General features: G+C 44.0%; 21 protein-coding genes. 3 read left to right on the plus strand and 18 right to left on the minus strand.

Annotation, left to right across the window (positions count from 1 at the left end):
- Window positions 1-12: 12 nt before the first annotated feature.
- The 15 genes from H8S52_RS04940 to H8S52_RS05010 form a co-directional block, all read right to left on the minus strand.
- Window positions 13-774 carry a hypothetical protein gene (locus H8S52_RS04940; protein ID WP_117954625.1) on the minus strand — a complete coding sequence of 254 codons (762 nt, stop codon included), beginning with the start codon at window positions 772-774 and terminating at the stop codon, window positions 13-15.
- The gene (locus tag H8S52_RS04945) at window positions 758-1,858 is read right to left on the minus strand and encodes a hypothetical protein (RefSeq protein ID WP_186909402.1); all 1,101 of its coding nucleotides are present in this window, start codon (window positions 1,856-1,858) and stop codon (window positions 758-760) included. Before H8S52_RS04945 ends, H8S52_RS04940 begins: the two co-directional genes overlap by 17 nt.
- Window positions 1,833-3,134 carry a UDP-glucose/GDP-mannose dehydrogenase family protein gene (locus H8S52_RS04950; RefSeq protein ID WP_005654001.1) on the minus strand — a complete coding sequence of 434 codons (1,302 nt, stop codon included), beginning with the start codon at window positions 3,132-3,134 and terminating at the stop codon, window positions 1,833-1,835. The genes H8S52_RS04945 and H8S52_RS04950 overlap by 26 nt, the downstream gene beginning before the upstream one ends.
- A complete protein-coding gene (locus H8S52_RS04955) occupies window positions 3,131-4,129 on the minus strand; it encodes a GNAT family N-acetyltransferase (RefSeq protein ID WP_118939549.1) in 999 nt (332 codons plus the stop codon). The genes H8S52_RS04950 and H8S52_RS04955 overlap by 4 nt, the downstream gene beginning before the upstream one ends.
- 276 nt (window positions 4,130-4,405) lie before the next feature.
- Entirely contained in the window at window positions 4,406-4,792 is a 387-nt protein-coding gene (locus H8S52_RS04960; RefSeq protein WP_222620290.1) for a hypothetical protein, read from the minus strand.
- A gap of 10 nt (window positions 4,793-4,802) precedes the next feature.
- Entirely contained in the window at window positions 4,803-6,140 is a 1,338-nt protein-coding gene (locus H8S52_RS04965) for a phenylacetate--CoA ligase family protein (protein ID WP_118939550.1), read from the minus strand.
- Window positions 6,137-7,201, minus strand: a complete 1,065-nt coding sequence (locus H8S52_RS04970) for a CapA family protein (protein ID WP_181989538.1) — start codon at window positions 7,199-7,201, stop codon at window positions 6,137-6,139. The genes H8S52_RS04965 and H8S52_RS04970 overlap by 4 nt, the downstream gene beginning before the upstream one ends.
- Entirely contained in the window at window positions 7,198-8,280 is a 1,083-nt protein-coding gene (locus H8S52_RS04975) for a glycosyltransferase family 4 protein (RefSeq protein ID WP_117906243.1), read from the minus strand. The genes H8S52_RS04970 and H8S52_RS04975 overlap by 4 nt, the downstream gene beginning before the upstream one ends.
- Before the next feature lie 353 nt (window positions 8,281-8,633).
- Complete coding sequence (locus H8S52_RS04980) at window positions 8,634-9,647, minus strand: acyltransferase family protein (RefSeq protein ID WP_186909403.1); 1,014 nt, start codon at window positions 9,645-9,647, stop codon at window positions 8,634-8,636.
- Window positions 9,644-10,978 carry a hypothetical protein gene (locus H8S52_RS04985; RefSeq protein WP_186909404.1) on the minus strand — a complete coding sequence of 445 codons (1,335 nt, stop codon included), beginning with the start codon at window positions 10,976-10,978 and terminating at the stop codon, window positions 9,644-9,646. Before H8S52_RS04985 ends, H8S52_RS04980 begins: the two co-directional genes overlap by 4 nt.
- A 6-nt stretch (window positions 10,979-10,984) precedes the next feature.
- Window positions 10,985-11,770 (minus strand): glycosyltransferase family 32 protein, encoded by a 786-nt coding sequence (locus tag H8S52_RS04990; protein ID WP_117954639.1) that lies wholly within the window; start codon window positions 11,768-11,770, stop codon window positions 10,985-10,987.
- Window positions 11,760-13,235, minus strand: coding sequence for a lipopolysaccharide biosynthesis protein (locus tag H8S52_RS04995; protein WP_186909405.1), 1,476 nt, complete (start codon window positions 13,233-13,235; stop codon window positions 11,760-11,762). The genes H8S52_RS04990 and H8S52_RS04995 overlap by 11 nt, the downstream gene beginning before the upstream one ends.
- Window positions 13,236-13,309: 74 nt before the next feature.
- Window positions 13,310-13,684 carry a hypothetical protein gene (locus H8S52_RS05000; protein WP_231292980.1) on the minus strand — a complete coding sequence of 125 codons (375 nt, stop codon included), beginning with the start codon at window positions 13,682-13,684 and terminating at the stop codon, window positions 13,310-13,312.
- A gap of 73 nt (window positions 13,685-13,757) precedes the next feature.
- A complete protein-coding gene (locus H8S52_RS05005) occupies window positions 13,758-14,348 on the minus strand; it encodes a Panacea domain-containing protein (protein WP_040315615.1) in 591 nt (196 codons plus the stop codon).
- Window positions 14,349-14,928: 580 nt separating this feature from the next.
- Complete coding sequence (locus H8S52_RS05010) at window positions 14,929-15,099, minus strand: hypothetical protein (RefSeq protein WP_016662707.1); 171 nt, start codon at window positions 15,097-15,099, stop codon at window positions 14,929-14,931.
- 131 nt (window positions 15,100-15,230) lie between these two features.
- Between H8S52_RS05010 and H8S52_RS05015 the strand changes: the two genes are divergently transcribed.
- The gene (locus H8S52_RS05015) at window positions 15,231-17,279 is read left to right on the plus strand and encodes a BT4734/BF3469 family protein (protein ID WP_186909406.1); all 2,049 of its coding nucleotides are present in this window, start codon (window positions 15,231-15,233) and stop codon (window positions 17,277-17,279) included.
- 76 nt (window positions 17,280-17,355) lie between these two features.
- Here the strand turns inward: H8S52_RS05015 and H8S52_RS05020 are convergent, their stop codons facing one another.
- Window positions 17,356-17,574, minus strand: a complete 219-nt coding sequence (locus H8S52_RS05020) for a DUF4248 domain-containing protein (RefSeq protein ID WP_005653965.1) — start codon at window positions 17,572-17,574, stop codon at window positions 17,356-17,358.
- A 201-nt stretch (window positions 17,575-17,775) separates the two neighbouring features.
- Between H8S52_RS05020 and H8S52_RS05025 the strand changes: the two genes are divergently transcribed.
- Both H8S52_RS05025 and H8S52_RS05030 read left to right on the plus strand, forming a co-directional pair.
- Entirely contained in the window at window positions 17,776-18,249 is a 474-nt protein-coding gene (locus tag H8S52_RS05025) for a DNA-binding protein (protein WP_005653963.1), read from the plus strand.
- Window positions 18,250-18,287: 38 nt separating this feature from the next.
- Entirely contained in the window at window positions 18,288-18,392 is a 105-nt protein-coding gene (locus H8S52_RS05030) for a smalltalk protein (RefSeq protein ID WP_181987236.1), read from the plus strand.
- Window positions 18,393-18,416: 24 nt separating this feature from the next.
- Here the strand turns inward: H8S52_RS05030 and H8S52_RS05035 are convergent, their stop codons facing one another.
- On the minus strand, window positions 18,417-19,928 hold the full coding sequence (locus H8S52_RS05035; RefSeq protein WP_186909407.1) for a sugar transferase: 1,512 nt from the start codon (window positions 19,926-19,928) through the stop codon (window positions 18,417-18,419).
- 56 nt (window positions 19,929-19,984) lie between these two features.
- Complete coding sequence (locus H8S52_RS05040) at window positions 19,985-21,112, minus strand: DegT/DnrJ/EryC1/StrS aminotransferase family protein (protein ID WP_186909408.1); 1,128 nt, start codon at window positions 21,110-21,112, stop codon at window positions 19,985-19,987.
- Window positions 21,113-21,120 lie beyond the last annotated feature (8 nt).

Consider the following 21,120-nt stretch of genomic DNA (forward strand, 5'->3'; position numbering starts at 1 on the left):
TTGTTTTTTAGATTAGTGCATAAAAGCTACAAGTGCTTTTTTTACTGCGTTCTTTATATGCTGACAAATAAACTCATTCATCCATCCCCAACCAAAATCAAACCAACGTTGCGGATGGGTATTGATAATCAGCTTTTCAGGAAGCTTGTCATTACCGATTAAAGTAATCAGTCGGCGGGTATTTTTGACTTTCAGTTCCAAGCCGCCTTCTACTTTATCCCTTACACTCGCACCTGTCTTATTCCATGCCCGCCCCGTATCTGTGATATAGAGTACTTTCGTATAATCCACATCAAAATACGGTTCTCCGATAATCCCCGCTTCTCTATAATTATATTTCTCCCACAGTTTCCGGTTATCCCACCTGCTGAGCGGACTTCCGTGCATGCAAACAGTCTTGGCCGGATAAAAACGGCGTATTTCGGCAAGATGCTTCTTGAAATATTCAAAAGCCTTTTCGTGGTTGCCTTTGGCAATTGTCAGGTCTTCGTAATGATAAGACACTTCATGTCCCAGAGTCACTATCCGTTCTATTATCTCCTCATTCCAAGTTCCTTTTACAACCCTTATATAATAAGAAGCTTTGATACCCGAAGCATGTTCCATTTGTGCCATCCGTAGGGCGTTCTCCGGTCTTTTGTCGATGTCATGCCTCAATACTACGACTTTGCCGCCGACAGGAACAGACAGAAACTCCTCGAATGTCCGGAAGGCATAACCGGACTGCTCCAGTGCGGATAAAAGAGACCGGTAAGTTTTAAGAGTGAAATCCATTATTGCTTTTTCTGTTATCAAGTTCATCCACAAACGAATACATGTACTCATTTACATCTATAAATAAATGATTGATGGTATCCCTGGCTCTCTCCTGCTCTCCGGCATAATCCTGTTTTGCTTTAAAGCGGCCTATCCATTCCTCAAAATCCATGCTTTTCCGGTTATGCAAAATTCCCAGCCTTGATGCAGCACGATTTGCCGGCATATCATATCTGATTCCTAAATAATACGACGGCACTCCCAATAAAGCAGCCTCACGCGCCATGCTGTCTCCCGAAGATATCAAAGCACAACTATAATAAATAAGAGAATGGATGCCCTCGACCGGCTCTTCCAGCAGAATCCAATCTTCTGGATACCTCTCTTTCATGGATTTATCTTCCAAAGAAAGCAACACTTTCCTACCATGAGGTATTTTCGAAGCAATACCCATAACGGCACCCGCATGTTGTCCCGTATAGTTAACCGTACCTACCGACACCTCCCTCACAAAGAAATACTCTTTGGGATGCAATTTATATTTATCCAGGAATATTCTGTCGGGCGTAAACACATTCGGTGCCAGATATGCCCATTCCTTAAGGGCCGGCAACACTTTTACCTGAGAAGACAAGACATAACCGGGCGGCAGTTCGTAAAGGCAGTAATGAGATATTTTCGAAAACCATATTTTGGGCCTGAAATCAAAAGTCTGCGGGTCATCATCAAAAGTGTAGGAATGAAAGCCTCTCACTCTACCTATGACACTGCTTAAGAAAGCATTGGAATAAGCTATATCTATCCGCTTATCCAATGACCATAAAAACAGTTTGACAATCCGTATCAAATTGGCATCTACGATAGCCGACCATTTTGCAAGTCTGTGCCTGCCTATCACATAAATCTTTATTGCAGGATACGCAGCCAGTTCTTTCCGAACAATCAAAGGCATTTTCCCTCTGTCCAATACGGTGAGATACACAACATGCCCTTCTTCTGCCAGACGGATGATGAAATTCTTATAGAAATTATATTGCGGAGTATGGCAAATATCAAACCATACACTCTTCCTGCTCCTACCAGCAGATTCCCCTGTAACCATTTTCTTTCTCCAGCTCCTTTATCCTGACCAAATCAATTACCGCCTGCCCATCTCTGACCCTTACCGATTTGAAAATCTCGTCATTGTTGCTAATGATAATCGTTTCCGCCCAATCCAGCAAAGAGTCCATATCATCCTGCAACATACAGTTCAAATGCGGCAACTTCTCTTCAATCACGCTTTTATTCTTTCCTATCAGCCGAGCCAAAGAAACGCTTCTGTCATATATCCTTATTTCATACCCCTTACCATACAATGCTTCTATCACATGTATAATAGGGCTGTTTCTCATATCATCCGTTCCTGCCTTGAAGCTCAATCCCAATACACCGATTTTCTTATGTCCTACTGCCTGAATCCACTCAATGGCGTTTTCCATGTGGTGCTGGTTGCTGCTTTCTATGGCATTCAGAACCGGCGTTTCCACATACAGGTCATGCGCCATTGTTTTCAGGGCTTTCAGGTCTTTAGGCAGGCAGCTGCCGCCATACGCAAATCCCGGTTTAAAATAATAAGGGGAAATATTAAGCTGTTTGTCCATGCAGAAAATACGCATCACTTCGTGCGAATCAATGCCGTATGCCTTGCACACCCTTCCTATTTCATTGGCAAAAGTCACTTTGAGAGCATGATAGGAATTGTTTACATACTTAATCATTTCCGCCACTTCTATAGAAACCGTCTCAATGGGTGCACCCATCGGTGCATACAGTTCCGTCATAATATCCCGTGCCTTTTCACAGTCCGTACCTATTACCGTCAGTGGCGGATTCATATAATCATTTACAGCCGTTCCCTCTCTCAGGAACTCCGGATTAGATACAACGGCAAAGTGCACATTCCGTGTCTTTCCGGACATATCCTCTATTATCTTACCCACTGCTTTATTCGTACCGGGAAATACGGTCGATCTGATGACGATAATATGAAAACCGTTTTTCTCCTTCAATGCCTCTCCTATCTCTTCGGCGGTCTGATAAATATAATTTAAGTTCAAATGTCCGTTATTCGTAGAAGGAGTACCTACGCACACAAAAGAAATATCACTTTCTCTCACAGCCTCCATGTAGTCGTGTGTAGCTCTGATTCTTCCTTGCAGATGCTGTTCCCTGATTATTTCGTCTATACCTGCCTCTACAATTGTAGGCATCCCCTCGTTTATTTTTTTAATCTTTTCGGAAGAAATGTCTATCCCGATAACTTTATGGCCGTTCTGTGCCAAACATCCCATGCCTACACATCCTACATAACCTAATCCAAAAAACGAAATGTTCATTGTTTTATTCTTTTTAAAATTTTTACTCCTATTTTCCCGATATGATATAATACCGGATTCAAGATGCATAAAAAACGTCCGTACTCTACCAGCTTTCCGCCGAATGCCGCTTTAAAGTCCCGTACTCCATAATTCTCATCGGCTTTTCCTGCCCCCATCATGTCGGATATAGGAATCCGCTCCTTTAAAGTCCGGTCTATAGCAGCCCATGTAGCCAATGTGGAAGGGCGTATTGACTTAAAACGTTCATCCAAACCAGCTACAAACCAATGATATAAAGTCTTATTTTTTAAGATAGAACATGTCACTCCACCTATTATTTGATTTTGATATTTTATCAATAAAATCCTTCCCCAATCCGATTGGTATAATCTCTCAAAAAAATCGAATGGAAATAGAGGAGTCTTTACTTTATTTCTATATAAATCGACTAAAATCCGATAATATTCACGAACTTCATCCAAAGACGGAGAATCCACTAATATTGCGCCCTTTCTAAAACCGGCTTTTATGTCGCGTTTTTTACTACTGTGCAAATTCTTTTGTATAACTTCTTCGCTGCTGCAATCTATATGAAAATTCAAATGAGGTATATACTCAAAATCATTCTCACGAAACACATCTCTATACAAACTGTAATCTTTAAAATTACGGAACTCTATATAAATTGCTTTCTTATTCAATTTATTCCTGCAATAGGTCAAAAGTGCGGACAAAGCTTTGTCACTGATATCATCTGCCAGCAAAGCTCCACCTGTCACAATTGCTCTTCGTGAGAAATATTGTTTTAGTTTTCCTCCATCCTTTTGTATATAGCCAACCACTATTCCTTTCAAACATCCGTTCTCGGTAACCCCAAATACAAAAGCTTCCAAAAAAGACAAACCCGAATAAAAATCATAACATTCCTTTGTCTGGAAAAAATTGGCTGTCGAAGACTGTGCAATCAGCTCTTCCCAAGCTGTTACATCTATTCTTTCACTTACAAATATCATCTGTTCTATGTATGTTAAATATTGCGGAAAATCACGGTATTTGGCTCAAAACTCCTTTCAAGACCCTCTTTTCGGCTCACATTGAGCCGTATCCATTTAATATACTGTACATCTATAAAAACGTACTTTTCATTGCCTGTATTTCATCACTTTAGCCGGATTACCGGCTACAACAGCAAAATCCGGTACATCCTTGGTTACCACGGCACAAGCACCGATAATCGCGCCACGTCCTATATGTCTGCAACCGGGCAACACCGTAACCCGTGCACCAATCTACACATCACTTTCTATGTATAAAGGAGTTTTACCTTCCGAACCTTGTTTATTCATGGGAACATCTGTACGGCTATGCCGATGGCCTTCTCCTAAAAAGAGAACATCTTCTCCCATCATCACATTATCACCAATAGTAAGCATTCGCATAAGCACCTTGAAATTCCTGCCAAGCCCTACATTATTTCCTATCCGGACGTCTTTTCCATTCCCGATATACGCGCCTTGCTCAATATTATTGCCACTACCGCAACACCCCAATATATGGCGGCATATTGCTCCACGCATTCTTTTTGCAGCAGTACCAATGACCGGTACAGTCGATTTTGGCAAATGTCTGGCAAAACCATAATAAAGTAAAAGGCACAATTTGTATCGTATATTCATAATATCCTTATTACTCGCTGATAATGAAATGGCGTTTGTTATTGTGCAGAACAGGAAGTTCTGCTAAAAGCTCAATAGTAACCGATACACCGAATTCCTGTTGCCAGAAACGAATAATATAGTTCCCTACTTCCGTATCATAGTTTTCGTTCACCACTAACCGGAACACTACGCGACCACTCTTTTGCTTTACTACTTGAAATTGGTCGATAGACCTTTTCAGTTCGGGAATATCCGTCTGGAAGAAGACGGTAAAATTGTGTACAATGAACCGTCTGCCCGACGGCATTACCAGTACATCATTATCCCGACCTAAAATCCGTACTATCTTTAGATGCTCCCTGCCGCATTCGCAAGGCGTATCGTCCACTTCAACAAAGTCCTGTGTATCATAACGGATAAAAGGCTGTGCCATGTTCCACAAACTCGTTGATACAAGTCTCCCAACCCCTTTTTTAACAGGATTTCCCTGTTCGTCCACTACTTCCGATATTCCATACTCCTCTGTTGAATGATAGCAGGTATGCGTAGGACATTCAAAAACGCACGAATTGCCCTCACAGCTATATGAGTCGAACACTTTACATCCCCAGGCCTCTTCTATTTCTTTTCTCGTTTCCGGAAACAAGGTATTGCCGGTGGTTGTTATCGCCACAGGCGACCAGGCAAATTTCGGATGCACACGTTTATAACGTGCCAGTAAAAGAAGCGGGTCGGGATAACAACGGATTACCCGGGGTTTATAACTTTCTATCCGCCGCAACACATTGGCAAAATTCTCATCCGTCAACGGGTTGGTAGCCAGATAAAGATTGTTAGTCATATAATCCTGCAACCGTTTCACGGGATTATTTCTCGGATTCTGACTCAGCTTGACATACCTGTCACCCAGTCGCCACCCCATATCATACCAGCCGCGTAGATTGGCTGCAATATTCACCGAGTAATCTTCTTTCGTGGTCAGATAACGAAACGGCTCACCGGTCGAACCCGATGACGCACCTTGGACAATACTTTTTTCAGGAATACCGGCTGCCTTAAACCGTTCAATACCTTCTTTTTTTATCATGGCTTTTGTTACAATCGGCAACAGGCGTAAATCTTCTTTTGTCCGAATATCCGCAGGTGTCAACTGCAACTTATCCATTTCTTCCCTATAAAAAGGAACATGCCCGTAAGCATGAGTAATCAGCAGCCGTAGCCGTTCGTTCTGAAACCTGTCGATTTCCTCCCTACTCCAATACCGGCTCTTTTGCAGAAAACGCAGATATTTGCTTACCGACTGCCCGGTCAATATATCACCCAAAGGCAGGATAACCCGTTCCTGAACACAATGATTAGATATCATATTTTAAAATAATAGTTTATCAGATTATTAATAAGCATCCTTTTTTCTTTGAAAGAAACAAAGAAGAAAGTCTGTATCAGCGATAGTTTCATCAAGATACGCTCTATCATACGCCTTTTCGAAAGTTCTTCGGAATAGCCGGTATCATAGGTCGTGTCGCATTTCGAGCGTTCATACTTGTTTTGTATTCCGGCAAAATAAGGTTTGAAACTGTCTGCCGGCATTCTATGCATCAGATGCCTGAAAGAAAGTTTTATGCCGAAAAATTCTATCTTTTCTATCTCTTTGCTATCCGTATCGAAATACAGGTCAACTCCCATTCCTTTGGAGAACTGTTGTGACTGGAAAGGCTTGTCAAAGCAAAAATTACCCAATGAGTAGAAAATATGCCCCGCTTTATATTTTTCATAAGGCTGAATGACATGAGAGTGGTGTCCTACTATAATATCCGCTCCGGCATCAATCAATCTGTAAGCCATATTCCTCTGCATCATCGAGGGACGGTGAATGTATTCATTTCCCCAATGCAGAGTAAGGATTTTCAAATCCGCTTTCCTGTCCGCCATCTCATTTAAAGCCGCCATTGCATTCACCTCATCCAGCACAGAAAAACAGCCGTCGTTGTCAAACTTGTCCAAATCTACATTGCAAAAGCCCGCAATGCCTATCAGGCAATTATCCCGATGAATATATAATACACGATTATCGTTCCCCGCAACTGCAATGCCGGACTCTTCCAATATTTGCAATGTTCTCTCATATCCGCCTTTCCCATGCTCCAGTATATGATTGTTTGCCACATTGAGCACTCCGATACCGCATTCTCTCAGAAAACGTGCAAACTCCGGACTGCCGTAGAAATCCGGTTTTCCGGCAGCAAGCGAAGGTTCCAGAAGAGGGCTTTCAAGATTGCCTATTACAATATCCGAATCTTGCGTGATACCTTGAATATTATCCTTCCACCTTTCTCCTTTTGTAGCTTCAAATTGCGATCTGATACCAAATCCTACACTCAAAAATTCATCTGCCGGAAAAATATCGCCAACCAGTGTTATTTTCATTGTCTTGCTGTTATACGTGCAAATACATTGTCCCATATTCCTGCATTACTCTCTACCGATATGCTTTCCACGATTTTCCGTGCCTCTCTACTCGTTTTATCCACAAGTTCCTTGTCAGAAAGCAGACGCATCAAACAGCCGGCAAGTTCCATTTCACTGTCCACATCATTGAATACAAATCCGTTTGTGCCATGCCTTATCACATCTACAATATCACCTACGTTCGACACGACAGGTACACATCCGCAAGACATCGCTTCAAGCAACGACACTGGAAAGCCCTCTCCCTTGGAGCAGGAAACAAAAATCCTGCTGTTCCGGTATATCCGCAATTTGTCTTCCAAATCGGAGATATAGCCGACAAAGTCTATATACTCCCCGATGGCCAGTTCTTTTGCCATTCTTTTCAGGTTGTCAAGTTCCTCACCGTCACCGGCAACAATCAGTTTCACGCTGCATTCATTCTTTATTCGGGATACGGCTCTCAACAGCAACCCGATGTTTTTATTTTTATCTATCCGCGAAAAAGACACGATGTCATACTTCCGCTCGCCCTCTTCCTGCATATTACTATCCATAAATGCCTGATTGGGCAAGTTGGGCAGCACAACAATCCTGTCCGCATCGAAGCCCTTGGACACCAGGTAGGCAAGCGTTTGTTGTCCTGTAACCGTAATTATCCGGGCTTTCCTGAATACTGCCAAGTTTACCCTTTCCCTGATTTTCCCACCCAGCCAAAACTCACGATGCCCTGCAATGGTGATATGAATATAAGGAATATTCGTCATGGCACCGATAGCTTTTCCGATATAGCCATGCGGAGTATTCAGTACACCTATTATTACATCTATCTTATATTTTGAGCAGTAGCGGACTCCTGCCACCACCTTCCTGATATGACGGATTCTGCTTTCCGATACCTTTTCGGGAGACAGGTAAGTAACTTTACCGTCAATCATATCACCGGGAAAGTCACGCAAGACATAGACATGGTCTACATACGATGATTTCAATAAAGGAGAAAGAATATTCTCTGTCAAAGTCTGGTTTGATAATTTGGCTACTAATAAGACATTCATTTGTCCAATCCCTCAATTTTTATAATGAACGATTCTTTGGTACGATTTACATACACTGCTGTCAGCAACATCATGTATATGGCGGGAGAAAACATAAGGTAAGCCCTGTGGGCAACAATCAACAGCGCTATTGCGGCCAATAAGAATCCATACTTCATGCTACCTTTTCGGGCAATTGAAAAAATCAGTAGCAACATAATGACAGTTCCTATTATCCCGAACCGGTAGACTACCCCTCTCCAGTTTGTTCCTACCATTTCGTCATTATCGTATCCCAATCCCACCAAAGCATCATGAGAGTGAATAAAACTCTCATATCATTGATATTTGTAATTTTGAAACAGGCACATTAATTATCCAACAAGTTTTTTCAGAAAACTGAATCCGGGAACTTCCATAAGCCATATGACAATACAGCTGAAAAAGAATGTCGACACAGATGCCAATGCAAATTGCGGCAGACCGGCATATACTTCCGGAAACAGATATACTAAAGTGGCAACAAAAAACATGTGAGAGAAATAAATCAACGTACTCATCCGTCTGAACCATAGAAACAGCTTTCTGTCTGCCAACCTTATCCGGATTACAAACAGCAGAATACAGAAGCAAAGTAAATGAGTGGAAAATGGTAAATCATACAAAAATGCAGCAACGGATAATGCTGCCACCCAACAACTCCACACAGTATGCCTCAAAAAATAATCCTGCCATTTACCCAAAAACATCCCGACAGAGACAAAGCCAAAACCCACGAACAAACCGTTTCTCGTACCAACGAATGTCTTTTTGTAAACATAAACAATTTTCTCCAAACAATCATCTGCATGTTCCGTTTCCAAAACGTATTTTATTCCCCAACCTATCAAGGTAAGACAAAGTCCGCTTATCAGAATCCACTCGACTTTCATTTTCCATTTTAACATTATCTTCACAAGAAACGATGCCCAAATTAAAGCCAATAAGTACCACAGAGGCCAGCTCATATGGTTTTCACCTGTAAATATCACATTCCGGCAAAACAACGCGAATGCCCTGAGCAAACTGTTGCTCTCAACTACACACGAACCGTAAAAAGTCAGTGGCAAGTAAAGCAGTGTCCATAGAATGTAGAGCTTTACCAACTTTATTATGTAACTATTTATTACCCCCCCCAATAAGTTTTCCACACGTTTACCGCACACTTCTACGGGGCGCTGCATGCTTATTCTGCGCTGCAATAGAAAACCCGAAATGACAAAGAACATCGGTACTACCCACGGACAGATAAGCCGCATTAAGAGAACTTGGTCATACGCAGTGTGTATCGCTATGACAAAGAAACTCATGAGGAACTTCAAAAGGTCTATACTGTTATAATGTTTCATCTGCTATCCCGTTTTCTGTTTGAAATAGACTTTAGCAGTTGTTTTTCGCGAAACCTATTCAGGATGCTATCTGTATATCGTAAATGAACCAATCCTACTCTTCCGTTTTTACATACAGGAACCGATACCGGCACGTATTGCATTAATCCGATACATATAATCACAAAAAACAGTGGGTCTTTAAACTCTATACTCGAAAATGACCAAGCACAGGTCATCATGAGTAATAACATACGACTAAATAAAGACAAGTCATATTTTAAAGTTCTCCAAAATCGCCCAATAAGTATAGGAAAAAAGATTAAAAAAGAGACTCCCCAATGAATACAATTATTTAGTAACGAACCTGATCCCTTTATTACAACTCCACTACTTGTTTTCAATAAACCGTTATCATTCAGACCATATCCCCAAGGCCATTTGTAAACATTACTTTTAGTAACTAAAAAATTAGGTATTCGGCTAACATTTTGCCCTTCAACGAGAAAATCATAATCGGAAATCTCTTTTGTTTTTACATCATCCACAATTAGATTTATTTTCTTCATTCCAAATGATGATGCATAGAAGGAAAACAAGAAAATGCCTACTCCTAATATACTTAAAATCTTATAAGACACCTTTTTCTGATTGAATGCGACAAATGCAAATATCATAATCAGACTAATCAAATAGGTTGTTGAAAGTGTTGACAGTCCGATAATCATTACTATCCACATTTTCCTATCTATTTTTATATTATTCCTCGTTAGGCGTAAGCATATCCAAAAAGATAGTATAAAGCCGAAGAATGAGGGTTCGGAAGTAAATCCACTGTTCCTCAATAAACCATCTGTCACCCACGAGGGATATGCTGTATAAATAAGGAAACTCCAACGTTCCCTTGAATCATCATCTACTGTTAAATTTATAAAGTCCAGATAATCATGAAAAAAGGAAAAATCAAATAACTGTACCAACCAAAACGGAACGCTTATTAAAGCAAGAATGTATACGGTCTTATCATAAAAAGAAAAGAAATTGGCGATGACATATTTTAAAAAGAAATAAGCTGTTAGGAATCGGATATTATATCCTACATAATTACTTAAGAACTCCGTGGACAAACCTCCCCATTTCAGTACTGATATAAAATTTATCAAAGCAAATACCAAAATAGGAATTAATATGATAGCATCGAACCTTTGTTTGCTTTCAATCGCAATAGTAAGCCCATAAAAAAAGAAAAATAGCAGAACAATGGCATTCCCCGCAAAGATGTTAGGGTTCGCCCCGATATAAATGAGTACATAGGCAATACTTATTACATTCTTTAGAACCGTATTATTCATACAATTTTATCTTAATTTATCTGCTCCTATTGTTTTCCTCAGAAAGTCTTTTATCCTAAAATACGGCTCTGCAAAAAGTGAGTAATAGATGCTATCACCAACAACACGTTTTAGTAAATACGGAAAAGTTTTTTTCTCTTTTGCAGTCCAACTCCCTTCAAAATGATGAACTGAATATGTTTGGGGGGTAATCCGAATTTTATTGGTTCTATTATCCTTCGGAGAAAAATAATAATGCGGAAATACCGACACAACTTTATCAGAAAAATCAAATTGCGTTATATCCTTGATTCTTTTTACCTGATAATTATATTCTTTAAAGCATTTCATTATTATGACCGGCAATGGCGTAGTATCCATTTCTCCATTATTTGATATAAAAGACCGTTGTTCATAATATCTCAACAACATAGAAAAAAGAGGATGATTTTTTTCAGTCCCCAATACTGCCGCCTCCACTGCATTCGTTAATTCATATCTTTCTATACCCATAAAATATGGCAGTTCTAATAAATCATCGAACTTTTTTAGAACCTCCACGTCTAAATCCAAATATATACCTCCGTAATTCTTTAATGCCCATATTCGAATATAATCTGCTGCAAAGGCATATTTTTTTCTTTCAAAGGCTTGTTTAGTCCAAGTTACAGAATCAATATCAAAGCTATCCCTATTCCATAGAATAAATTTGTAATCCGGCAAGTATCGATGCCAGCTTTCCAGGCACTTCCTTATTTTATCCGGGTAAGGATCATTACTAAGCCAACAGTAGTGAATAATTTTAGGTATCATATAAATAAATAGGATTACATTTTTTTATAATCAATCTCTTTAACTTCGAGCAGTAAAAGTCAAACTCTTTAATTTTGAACAGTTTAGAAAAAAGAACGTACATGACAATATAAACAAAAGCCTGAATAATAACCTGCCAAACAGGTGCAACAATGAAAAAGGAAGATGCCCAATAAACAAAAATTGCTGGCAATACCGCAATGAATAGTGTAAGAAAAATGTCTCCGAATTGGGTTCTGAAATCATAGTGAATCAGTTTTCCCACATACATGGAAGCTCCGATATAAAACAAGAACTGAGACAACGTATATCCTATAAGTAGGCCAATCATGTCAAACTTAATGCTGATAACAATAATAATCAGCCCTATCGTCCTAAGTACAAATTCTAAAATAAAGACTCCCTTACTTTTTCCTAAAGATTTGATGACATTCGTATGAGTTTCGAACAGAGTAGTCAGTAAACCGGCGACAGTAAGAAGTTGAAAATAGGGAATCATCGGAAGCCACTTACTCGTAAACAAAACGGTAATCAATGGTCGTGCTACTACAATCAGAATTATCGCCATTGGAAAATAAACGAATGCTATCGACCTGATACATTTTGAAAAAGCATTTTTTAGTCTTGCTATGTCATCTTGGATACCCGAAAAGATAGGGAAAGTCACATTTATAACAGCCGAAGAAATACAGTTCCGCGGTACATCCTGCAACTTTCCGGCTTGAGTATAATACCCCAATTCCATAGGTGAGAAACACTTCCCGATAATCAATGAAAGTACGTTATAATAAAGGCGATTCAATATCGAATTGAAAAACATGAAACTCCCGAAATTCAGTAAGCTGGTAATAGACTGCCAGTCAAATACCCACAACGGTCTCCAACGATTATATCTCCAATATGCCAAACACTGTACTATTCCTGTAACAAGTAATTTTGCAACTAAGCTCCATACTCCTGCCCCCCAATAAGCGAATAAAATTCCTACCGAAGTACCGAAGATAACGGAACTCAAATTAATTTTTGCGATTCGTCCGAATGCCAGTTGCTTTCTCAATACATTCTGCTGTACCAGCATTAAAGCATTTATTACGAGAATAATACCTTGTATCTTCAATATATCGCTCAGCAAAGGAATCTCATAAAAGTCTGCTATCAAAGGAGCTGTTAAAAACAACATTGCATACAATACAAATGATAAACTCAGATTCCAATAAAACACTGTCGAGTAATCTGTTGCGGTTGGATTTTTCTTTTGAATCAACGCACTTCCGAAGCCACCGTCGACGATAGCGTCGGATATGCTGATAAAGACCAACAGCATACCGATACATCCGAAATCATCCGGAGACAGTAAACGGGCTAATACAAGGTTGGAAACAAATAAGAAAAATGACGAGCCAAAGCGTTCTACCGCATTCCATATCATTCCTGATATGGCTTTTTGCTTCAATGATTCGGGCATTGAAAAATATATAAGGATATGGTTAAAGGAGTTAAATGAACCTATCTCCTTTTTATTTATTACACGTTCAAAATTTATAGCATTCTCTTAAAACGCCTTTTTGTCATCTTCGATCCTTTCAGGCAATCTTTTAAGGCAGAGAACTGTTCCTCGGTCAGTCTACCCATTAATTCGACTTTGGTTTCTCCGTTCTCAATCTGTTCTTGGAAAACTGTAACGGGATAACTGTCTATATCTGCACCGTAAATGAAAGTATTCAAATTAAAAGAGAACGGAAGCTGCGTATCGGGATGTATAGCTATATTTTGCTTGGCAAGAAAAATATAAATGTTTATCTGACGGTCGGGAATTTCCATACATCCCTCCTGTAACTGCATATCGGCAGGTACATGGTCTTTAGAAGTGGGTAAGGATGCCAGTATCATCGCATTCTCCGCTTCTTTAAGCACAACGAAAAATTTATTTTTAGGACAAGCTCCGTTTTTAAATATAAAAGGAGAAAATTTCAGTAAGTTACCCTCCTTAAACATGTTCCTGAGCTTTTAGGATATTGGCAGTCTGATGAATGGCAAGGCTCTCCTTGTAATCTTCCCGCGCACAATCGGACAATTCCTCAGAGAAATCTATGGTATAATCGGAATTATTGCATAAACCTTTGTTGAAGGCAGTCAGCAATCCATGCTTTTTAGCGGCATTGAACCATAAAGAGCCCTCTTTATGCACTTCCGCCACTAACTGTTTGGCTGTTTTCTTGCCATACTTCCGGATGATTTCATCCATCATCTCCATTTCGCAGTCCGAGAACTCATCATCACAGAAAGGCTTGATTGCCCTTATATACGTAGCATCTTTTTGTACCTCTGTTTTTACAAAATCTTTCAACAGGAAAGGGCCGTCGGACAAATCGATGAAAATATCTTTGGCAACGGGCCCGGCTTGCCATATCTCAAAAGGCAACCCCATGAAAGGTACATGATAACGTTTCACCATATATTCCTCCATTAAAAACAGCAGTTTTAGTAATTTCGTTTTACTGAGCTGTTCCGTATGATTGGCAATATAGATGACGGCATTACCCAATTTTTGTCTGCTGTCTTCTGAGAATTTACACATAAGTTTACCTTTTTCTCGTACAAAGAACGACATTTAAATTGATGACAACAAATATTTCAGTGAATATTTGCCGAACGTACCGGCTTCTTACTCAATAATCCAGCTCTCGACATTCCTCGCCTCGTTACTGAAATTGACCCCGATTTTAATAAGAAGCTATCTTCTTGTTTATTCGTCCGTTTTCTCCCCGCACCCGGCGCTGTTCCGGATACGGCTCACGATAAAGTCCGGTTCCTCAATCATCACGAAGCGCTTGCCGTCCGTCAGGCAGAAAACCGAGATGTTGCCGGTATGGAACTCCGGATATGACAGGTTGCCACCCTCTTTTATAACTTTTCGTTACGCGCGCGAGAAATTATTAATAAATGTAACGATTACATTTATCATTTGTAAAACACATCCCCCTGTAAAAGTTGGAAATATGGCTGGCAACCTGTCAACTACGGGCGGGGGACATGCAGTCGCAGATAGTCCGCTTCGAGCCGTAAGCCCAACTCTGTCAATACGTTATACAGTTCCGCAGGGCGGTTTTTCAGCTCTTCCCGGTAGATGCGGAACACACTGTAATACTGGCTCAGCTTTAAACTTTCGCCCTTTTTACCTTGCCATAGGTCTGGGGACTCATTGAGATTTTACGGCAAATCTCTTTGTCGTTCAGGCGTTTGCCACCTACCAGAATCGTGTTTTGGAGCAGTTCCAGGTAGTCGCCGAGCTCCAAATGGACGAATTCCTGATTCAGATTTTGAGTCATCTATAAATGCTTTTAAAAGTTAATAATGTTAATATATCATCTGTCCGGTTCCCACATGCGGGAACCGCTGTTTTCCGTATCCGGCGCTTTATTCGGAACTTCACTCCGTAAAAACCCTAATAACGATAATAATGAAAGAAACTTCAATCAGCCTTTTCAAAGGTTACTCGGATACACATCCGCAGGACAGCACGTTACAGGAAATCGTAAACCTTATCCGCAACGATGCACTGGTGCGCGACCGTACCGAGAAACACCGCTATTACAGTCATAACGGGCAAAAGGCTGCCGCTGCATGGGAGAAAGCCGCCTGCCCGTGTTTTGCCGTTGCCGTGTGCTTCGGAGGCGGCAAGCAGGCAGAGAACATCACGGGCTGGACTTCGCTGGCGCTGGCAGACATCGACCATATCGACGCCGACCGCCTGCCGGAACTTATCGGACGTGTCCGCGCCGACAAGCATACGCTGCTGTCCTACACCACTATCAGCGGTACGGGGCTTCGCATTATCTACCGTACGGACTGCCTGACGGCCACTCCGGAGAAGAACCGGAAAGTCTATTCTAAAATCTTCGAGCAGGGCAACCGCTATTATGCCGACCTGCTGGGATGCGAATGCGACCTGAAATGCAAGAATATCACGAGGCTCAGCGGACTGGCACACGACCCCGACGTCTACTTCAATCCCGATGCCGCCGCCATGCCCGTCGAACTGAAAGGCGACAAGAAAGAGCAGCCCGCCAAATCCTCTATCCGTAACAGGCGGCTGGAGAAAGCGGTTGCTGCCGCTGCCGGCGAACTGGCAGAACAGGGCATCGTTTACGAGGCACACCAGCGCAACCAATACATCATGCGCATGGGGTATCTGCTCAATGCCTACGGAGTGGCGCAAGCCAGCGCTACCGGGTGGGCGGTGAAACGCTTTGCCGACTACGACGGAGATGTAGCCGCCGTTTTCCGGTCGTGCTACCAGCGCACCGAGGAGCATGGGCGGCGTCCGTTGCAAGGGAGGCCGAATGCCGGCGGCAACGACGGATTTGCCAGTGTGGAGGACATCGAACGCTTCCTCGACACGCAGGCCCGTTTCCGGTACAATGAGGCCACCGGGAAGTGCGAGACGGCCGTTGCCGGAACAGACGGCGCCGAAGGGGAATATACGGAGATAGACGACCGTTTTGTCAACACCCTATGGAGCCGTATGAGCAAGCAGGGAAAAACCGTGCGCATCAATGACATCCGTGCAATACTGAATTCGGAATATACTGTTCTGTTCAATCCTTTTACCGACTACTTCGAAGGGCTGAAACCCTGGGACGGTGTGACCGACCATATCGGGCGGCTTGCCGCCACGGTGCACGTAAAGAGCGAACAGTCCGTATTCGAAGGTTACTTCAAGAAATGGCTCGTAGCCTCCATTGCCTCCCTCTTTGACCGGGAAACGGTGAACCACGAGATTTTCGTACTGATCGGGCCTCAGGGCAGCTACAAGACGACCTGGCTCAACAAGCTGCTGCCGCCTGCGCTGCAACGCTATTTTTATATCAAGTCCAACAATAACCGTATTACCAAAGACGATATGTTTTCGCTGGCGGAATTCGTCTTTATCTGCATGGAGGAAATAGACGAACTGGGGGCGTCGGAGCTGAACCAGATTAAGGCGATGACCACCCAGAAGGTGGTGAACGAGCGAATGGCTTATGCGCATTATAAAGAGCACCGCGCCCACATTGCCAGCCTGTGCGGAACAACCAATAACGTGCAGTTCCTGACGGACCTCACGGGTAACCGCCGCTGGCTGCCGTTCGAAATCAGCAGCATCGACAATCCTTATACGCATCCCGTGGATTACGAGGGGGTGTACTCGCAGGCGTATGCACTTTGGAAAGGCGGCATGCGCTATTGGTTTGAGGACGAGGAGATAAAGCTCGTAAACCTGCACAACCGTAATTTCGAAGTGCCCAGCATGGAGCGCGAACTGATACAGGCTTATTACCGTTGCCCCCTGCCGGGCGAAGAAGGTACGTTCGTATCTACCACCGATATACTGAGCCGCATCAACTCTGCCGTGAAGCACTACCTTAGCCCCGTAAAGATAGGGCTTGTGATGAAACAGGCGGGCTTCGAACTGACGAGGTCGAACGGCAAGCGGGGGTATCGCGTGGTGGAGCTGCCGAGAAACTAAAGGGCTACACTACGGCGCTAAAGAGCTATACTGTGCGGCTAAAGGGCTATGTTACGACGCTAAAGTCGAGGGTAGTTTACGGTTCGCCCAACGCCTCGACTATGAGCCGTACTTGCGCCGGCGTGTATGTCCGCGTTTTGTCCGAGGCGACCAGTGCATGAAGGCTGCTCCGCAGTGTGGGGTGGAAATCTATCCACTGGTTCAGCTTGCGGAAGGCGGCTTGCGGGCAAAGTCCCGGACTGTAGAGCTGGGCAAGTTCCGTGCGCCCGTATGTACGTATCTTGAAAGTTTCCATATCTTTTGAATTCTTTGTTTTTATATAAGCCAAAGATACGTAAATATCTCCACATCACAGCCGTTATATCTGTATATAACGTACAGTAACGAACCGTAACGGACGAATAGTGATAAATGCCCTTAGGCTATGTCGTATCTTCGTATTGTTGCAACAAGGATATAGAATTTTTTAATTTGAAAACTAAAAAAACAAAAGAGTATGATTCGTTACAAAAAGTATCAAATGACCGGCGAAAAAAGCCCGTTGAAAGGACTGTGGTATGCACGTCCGCTGATTGAGGACACTTTCGATACCGAAAGGCTTGCCAAGCATATGGCCAACCACAACACGCCCTATTCGGAGGGGCTGATTAAGGGGGTGCTGACCGACATGATTTCCTGCACCAAAGAGCTTATCCTGGACGGCAAGAACGTAAAGCTGGACGACCTCGCCATTTTCTCCGTAGGCATCGTAAGCAGAAAGGGTGCCGCCTCGGCTGCCGACTTTACGCTGGCGGACAATGTGAAAGGCCTGAAGCTCCGTGCACGCGCCACGGGCGAATTGAGCAACGCCCAGATTAATTTGGAAGGCCAACTGAAAGAGGCTTACAAATACAATGTGGACGGCAGCGAACCCGGCAGTGAAAACAAACCCGGCGGCGACGGCGGCGAAGAGGAAAATCCGTTAGGATAATGCCTTGAACACTTGTTTTTACACTAAAACCAAACAACATGAGCACAAAATCAAAATCGGTATGGGGCGTCGTCCTCAAAGTAATCATTACAGTAGCCACTGCATTGGCAGGTGTTTTCGGTATCACGTCTTGCATAAGCTGACCTGATGAAAGCCGGAAGTTTCCTTTACCGGCTTCTCTTTCCCCGGAACACTATATTGCGGAAAGCTTTCCAAAAATAGCGCCAGTCGGTAAGGAAAGGGCTTCTGAGATACTGCTCCAGGTAGCGGCGTTCGCTTTCCTGTATTTCATCCAACGTACCGGGCATATCCGCATAAAAAGGCGGAATAAGGCCCGGTTTCGTCCGGATGCGCAGCGCACGGAGCTCTTCGGAATAAAGGCTGAAATAATGGCTGCTCAGCGGACGCACACCTACCAGTTTCAAATCGCCCTTCATCCAGTTTATCAGCATGGGCAGTTCGTCCAGCCAGGTTTTCCGGAGAAACCGTCCGGCAGCGTTCACACGGTAGTCACCGGCAATCTTGCCGCCGCTGCACAGTCCCGCCTGTTTATAGATATACGGTTGCAGGTATTCCGAATAGGCATACATCGTCCTGAACTTGTACACACCGATGATTTTACCGCCTTTGCCCTTCCGCTTCAGACGGATGAGCAGTCCGCCTGAAGGCTTGTCGTCGCGTACCGGTTCTTTCACCTTCGCGGCAATGACGTAGAACTCTCCGTGTACAATCTCCTCGTGAAGCACATCAAACCCGGCACGGTACAGCCTCCCCAGAACCTCGACACGCGTAAGCGCACGGTTCTGCCCTTTCGTCAGCCCGAAATAGAAATCCCTGGTGAAAGAGAGCTTGGGGATTATCCTGTGCCAGCAATAATCCAGGAAGAAGAGGACACGGTTAATGACTACCGGATTCTGCCGCATTATCTTCTCGCGGCGGATGCCCGCTGTGGTACAGTGGCAGGCAATAAGTCCCCCTCTCTCCATGCAATAGTTGGTATAGGAGAAGAGGGTGTTGATGTGCCGCACACGGTTGAGCGGACACCGGTGGATAACGAGCCGGGGCAGGCGCACTTTATGCGCAAGCACGGCTTCGGGTTCCGGCGAGTCCATGAGCATTGTTACCGGCGAAAACGCTTCACGGCTTTCCTGTATCCGGCGGAGCAGCTCCGAGGAGTTCTCCGTTTCGTGCACGAGCCTCAGCAGCAGCGTCACGTCACGGTTCTCCAATAGCTCCGTGTGTTCGATGCCTGTGTTTATCCCCACTTCCGTCACATCGTCCAGCAGAGGCTCTTCGTAGAAGAAAGGGATTTTCCGGTAAACCAGCCGTCTGACGGCACAGTACAACGCCCATTCGAGCACAATGATGATGCCGGTGGCAAGAATAATGGAATAGTCGTATTCGTAGCCGGGCACGCAATGCCGGTACAGGGTGCAGAGGAACAGCCCCGAAAGTACGTCCAGCGCGAAGATTCCCAGAAACGCATAACGTATCCTCTTGTATGCACCGAACTGCAACTTGCGCGACACTCCGCCCAGCACCACCCAGACAACCGCCGAAAGCACCAGCCAGTACCAGCGGGGCATATCGCCGAAGTAACGTGCCAGCCAGAAGGCGGACAGGGCAATCAGCAGGTCGGACCAGAGTATCAGAAAATTCCGGCGGAATGCAGAGGACATAAACTTGTGTATTGGGTTGGAAAACGTGACTTACCTTACGAACCGGGAAACGTGCCCTATCTTACGAAACCGAGTATCACGGAACAGACCGTTTCTATCTCTTCTTCCGTGATGTAAGGATGTACGGGCAGTGACAGCACCGTGTCGCAAAGCCGCTTTGCCGTGGGACAGCAATCTGTAGGGGCATTCAATGCCTTATAGGCAGTCTGCCCGTGCATAGGCGTAGGATAATAGACCATGGACGGAATGCCTTGCTCCTTGAGGCACGCCTGAAGTGCATCGCGCTCTTCCCTGCTATTGAGGCAAATGGTGTACTGCGCCCAACTCGAATAGTAGCCTTCGGGCGTGACAGGAGTCTTTACCCTGCCCGCCAGCAACTTGGTGTAGAGAGCGGCAGCCTTGTTAATGTCGCGCAACTCGTACTCGCGGAAAGCCTTGAACTTTATTTTCAGAATGGCGGCTTGCAAAGTGTCCAGGCGCGAGTTCATGCCGATGCGCACATTGTCGTACTTGAACATGCCCTTGCCGTGCACCCGGTAGGAATCTGCCAGTGCGGCCCATTCGTCGTTGTCGGTAAACACTGCTCCGCCGTCGCCGTAACAGCCCAAAGGCTTGGCGGGGAAAAAGGAAGTGGTGGAGATGTCGCCGAAACTGCATGCACGCTTGTTGCCTATCATGCCGCCAAACCCCTGCGCACCGTCCTCAAGGATGAAAAGCCGGTGGGCATCGGCTATCTTACGGATAGCGGGATAGTTGGCGGGAAGGCCGAACAAATCGACGGTAATGATGACCTTGGGCGTCAGCCTGCCTTCCTCTATGGTACGGGCTATCTTCCGTTCCAAATCCGAGGCGTCCATATTGAACGTATCGCCATCCACATCCACAAAAACGGGTGTGACCCCTTCCAGCGAGATGACCTCTGCCGAAGAAAAGAAAGTGAAGTCGGGCACGAATACGGCATCTCCCGCACCGATGTTCCATACTTTCAGGGCAAGGGTGAGCGCGTCCGTACCGTTGCCGCACGAAATGCAGTGTTTCACTCCTACATACTCCGCCAGCCCGGCTTCGAGCTCTTTCACGGGTTGGCCCATGATAAAGGCGCTTGATGCCGCTACTTCCATCATGGCGGCGTCTATGTCTTGCTTCAGTACGCTGTACTGTTTCTTTAAATCTCTGAATTGCATGATATAAA

The organism is Bacteroides sp. NSJ-48 (assembly GCF_014287405.1).
Classification (GTDB): Bacteria; Bacteroidota; Bacteroidia; order Bacteroidales; family Bacteroidaceae; genus Bacteroides; species Bacteroides stercoris.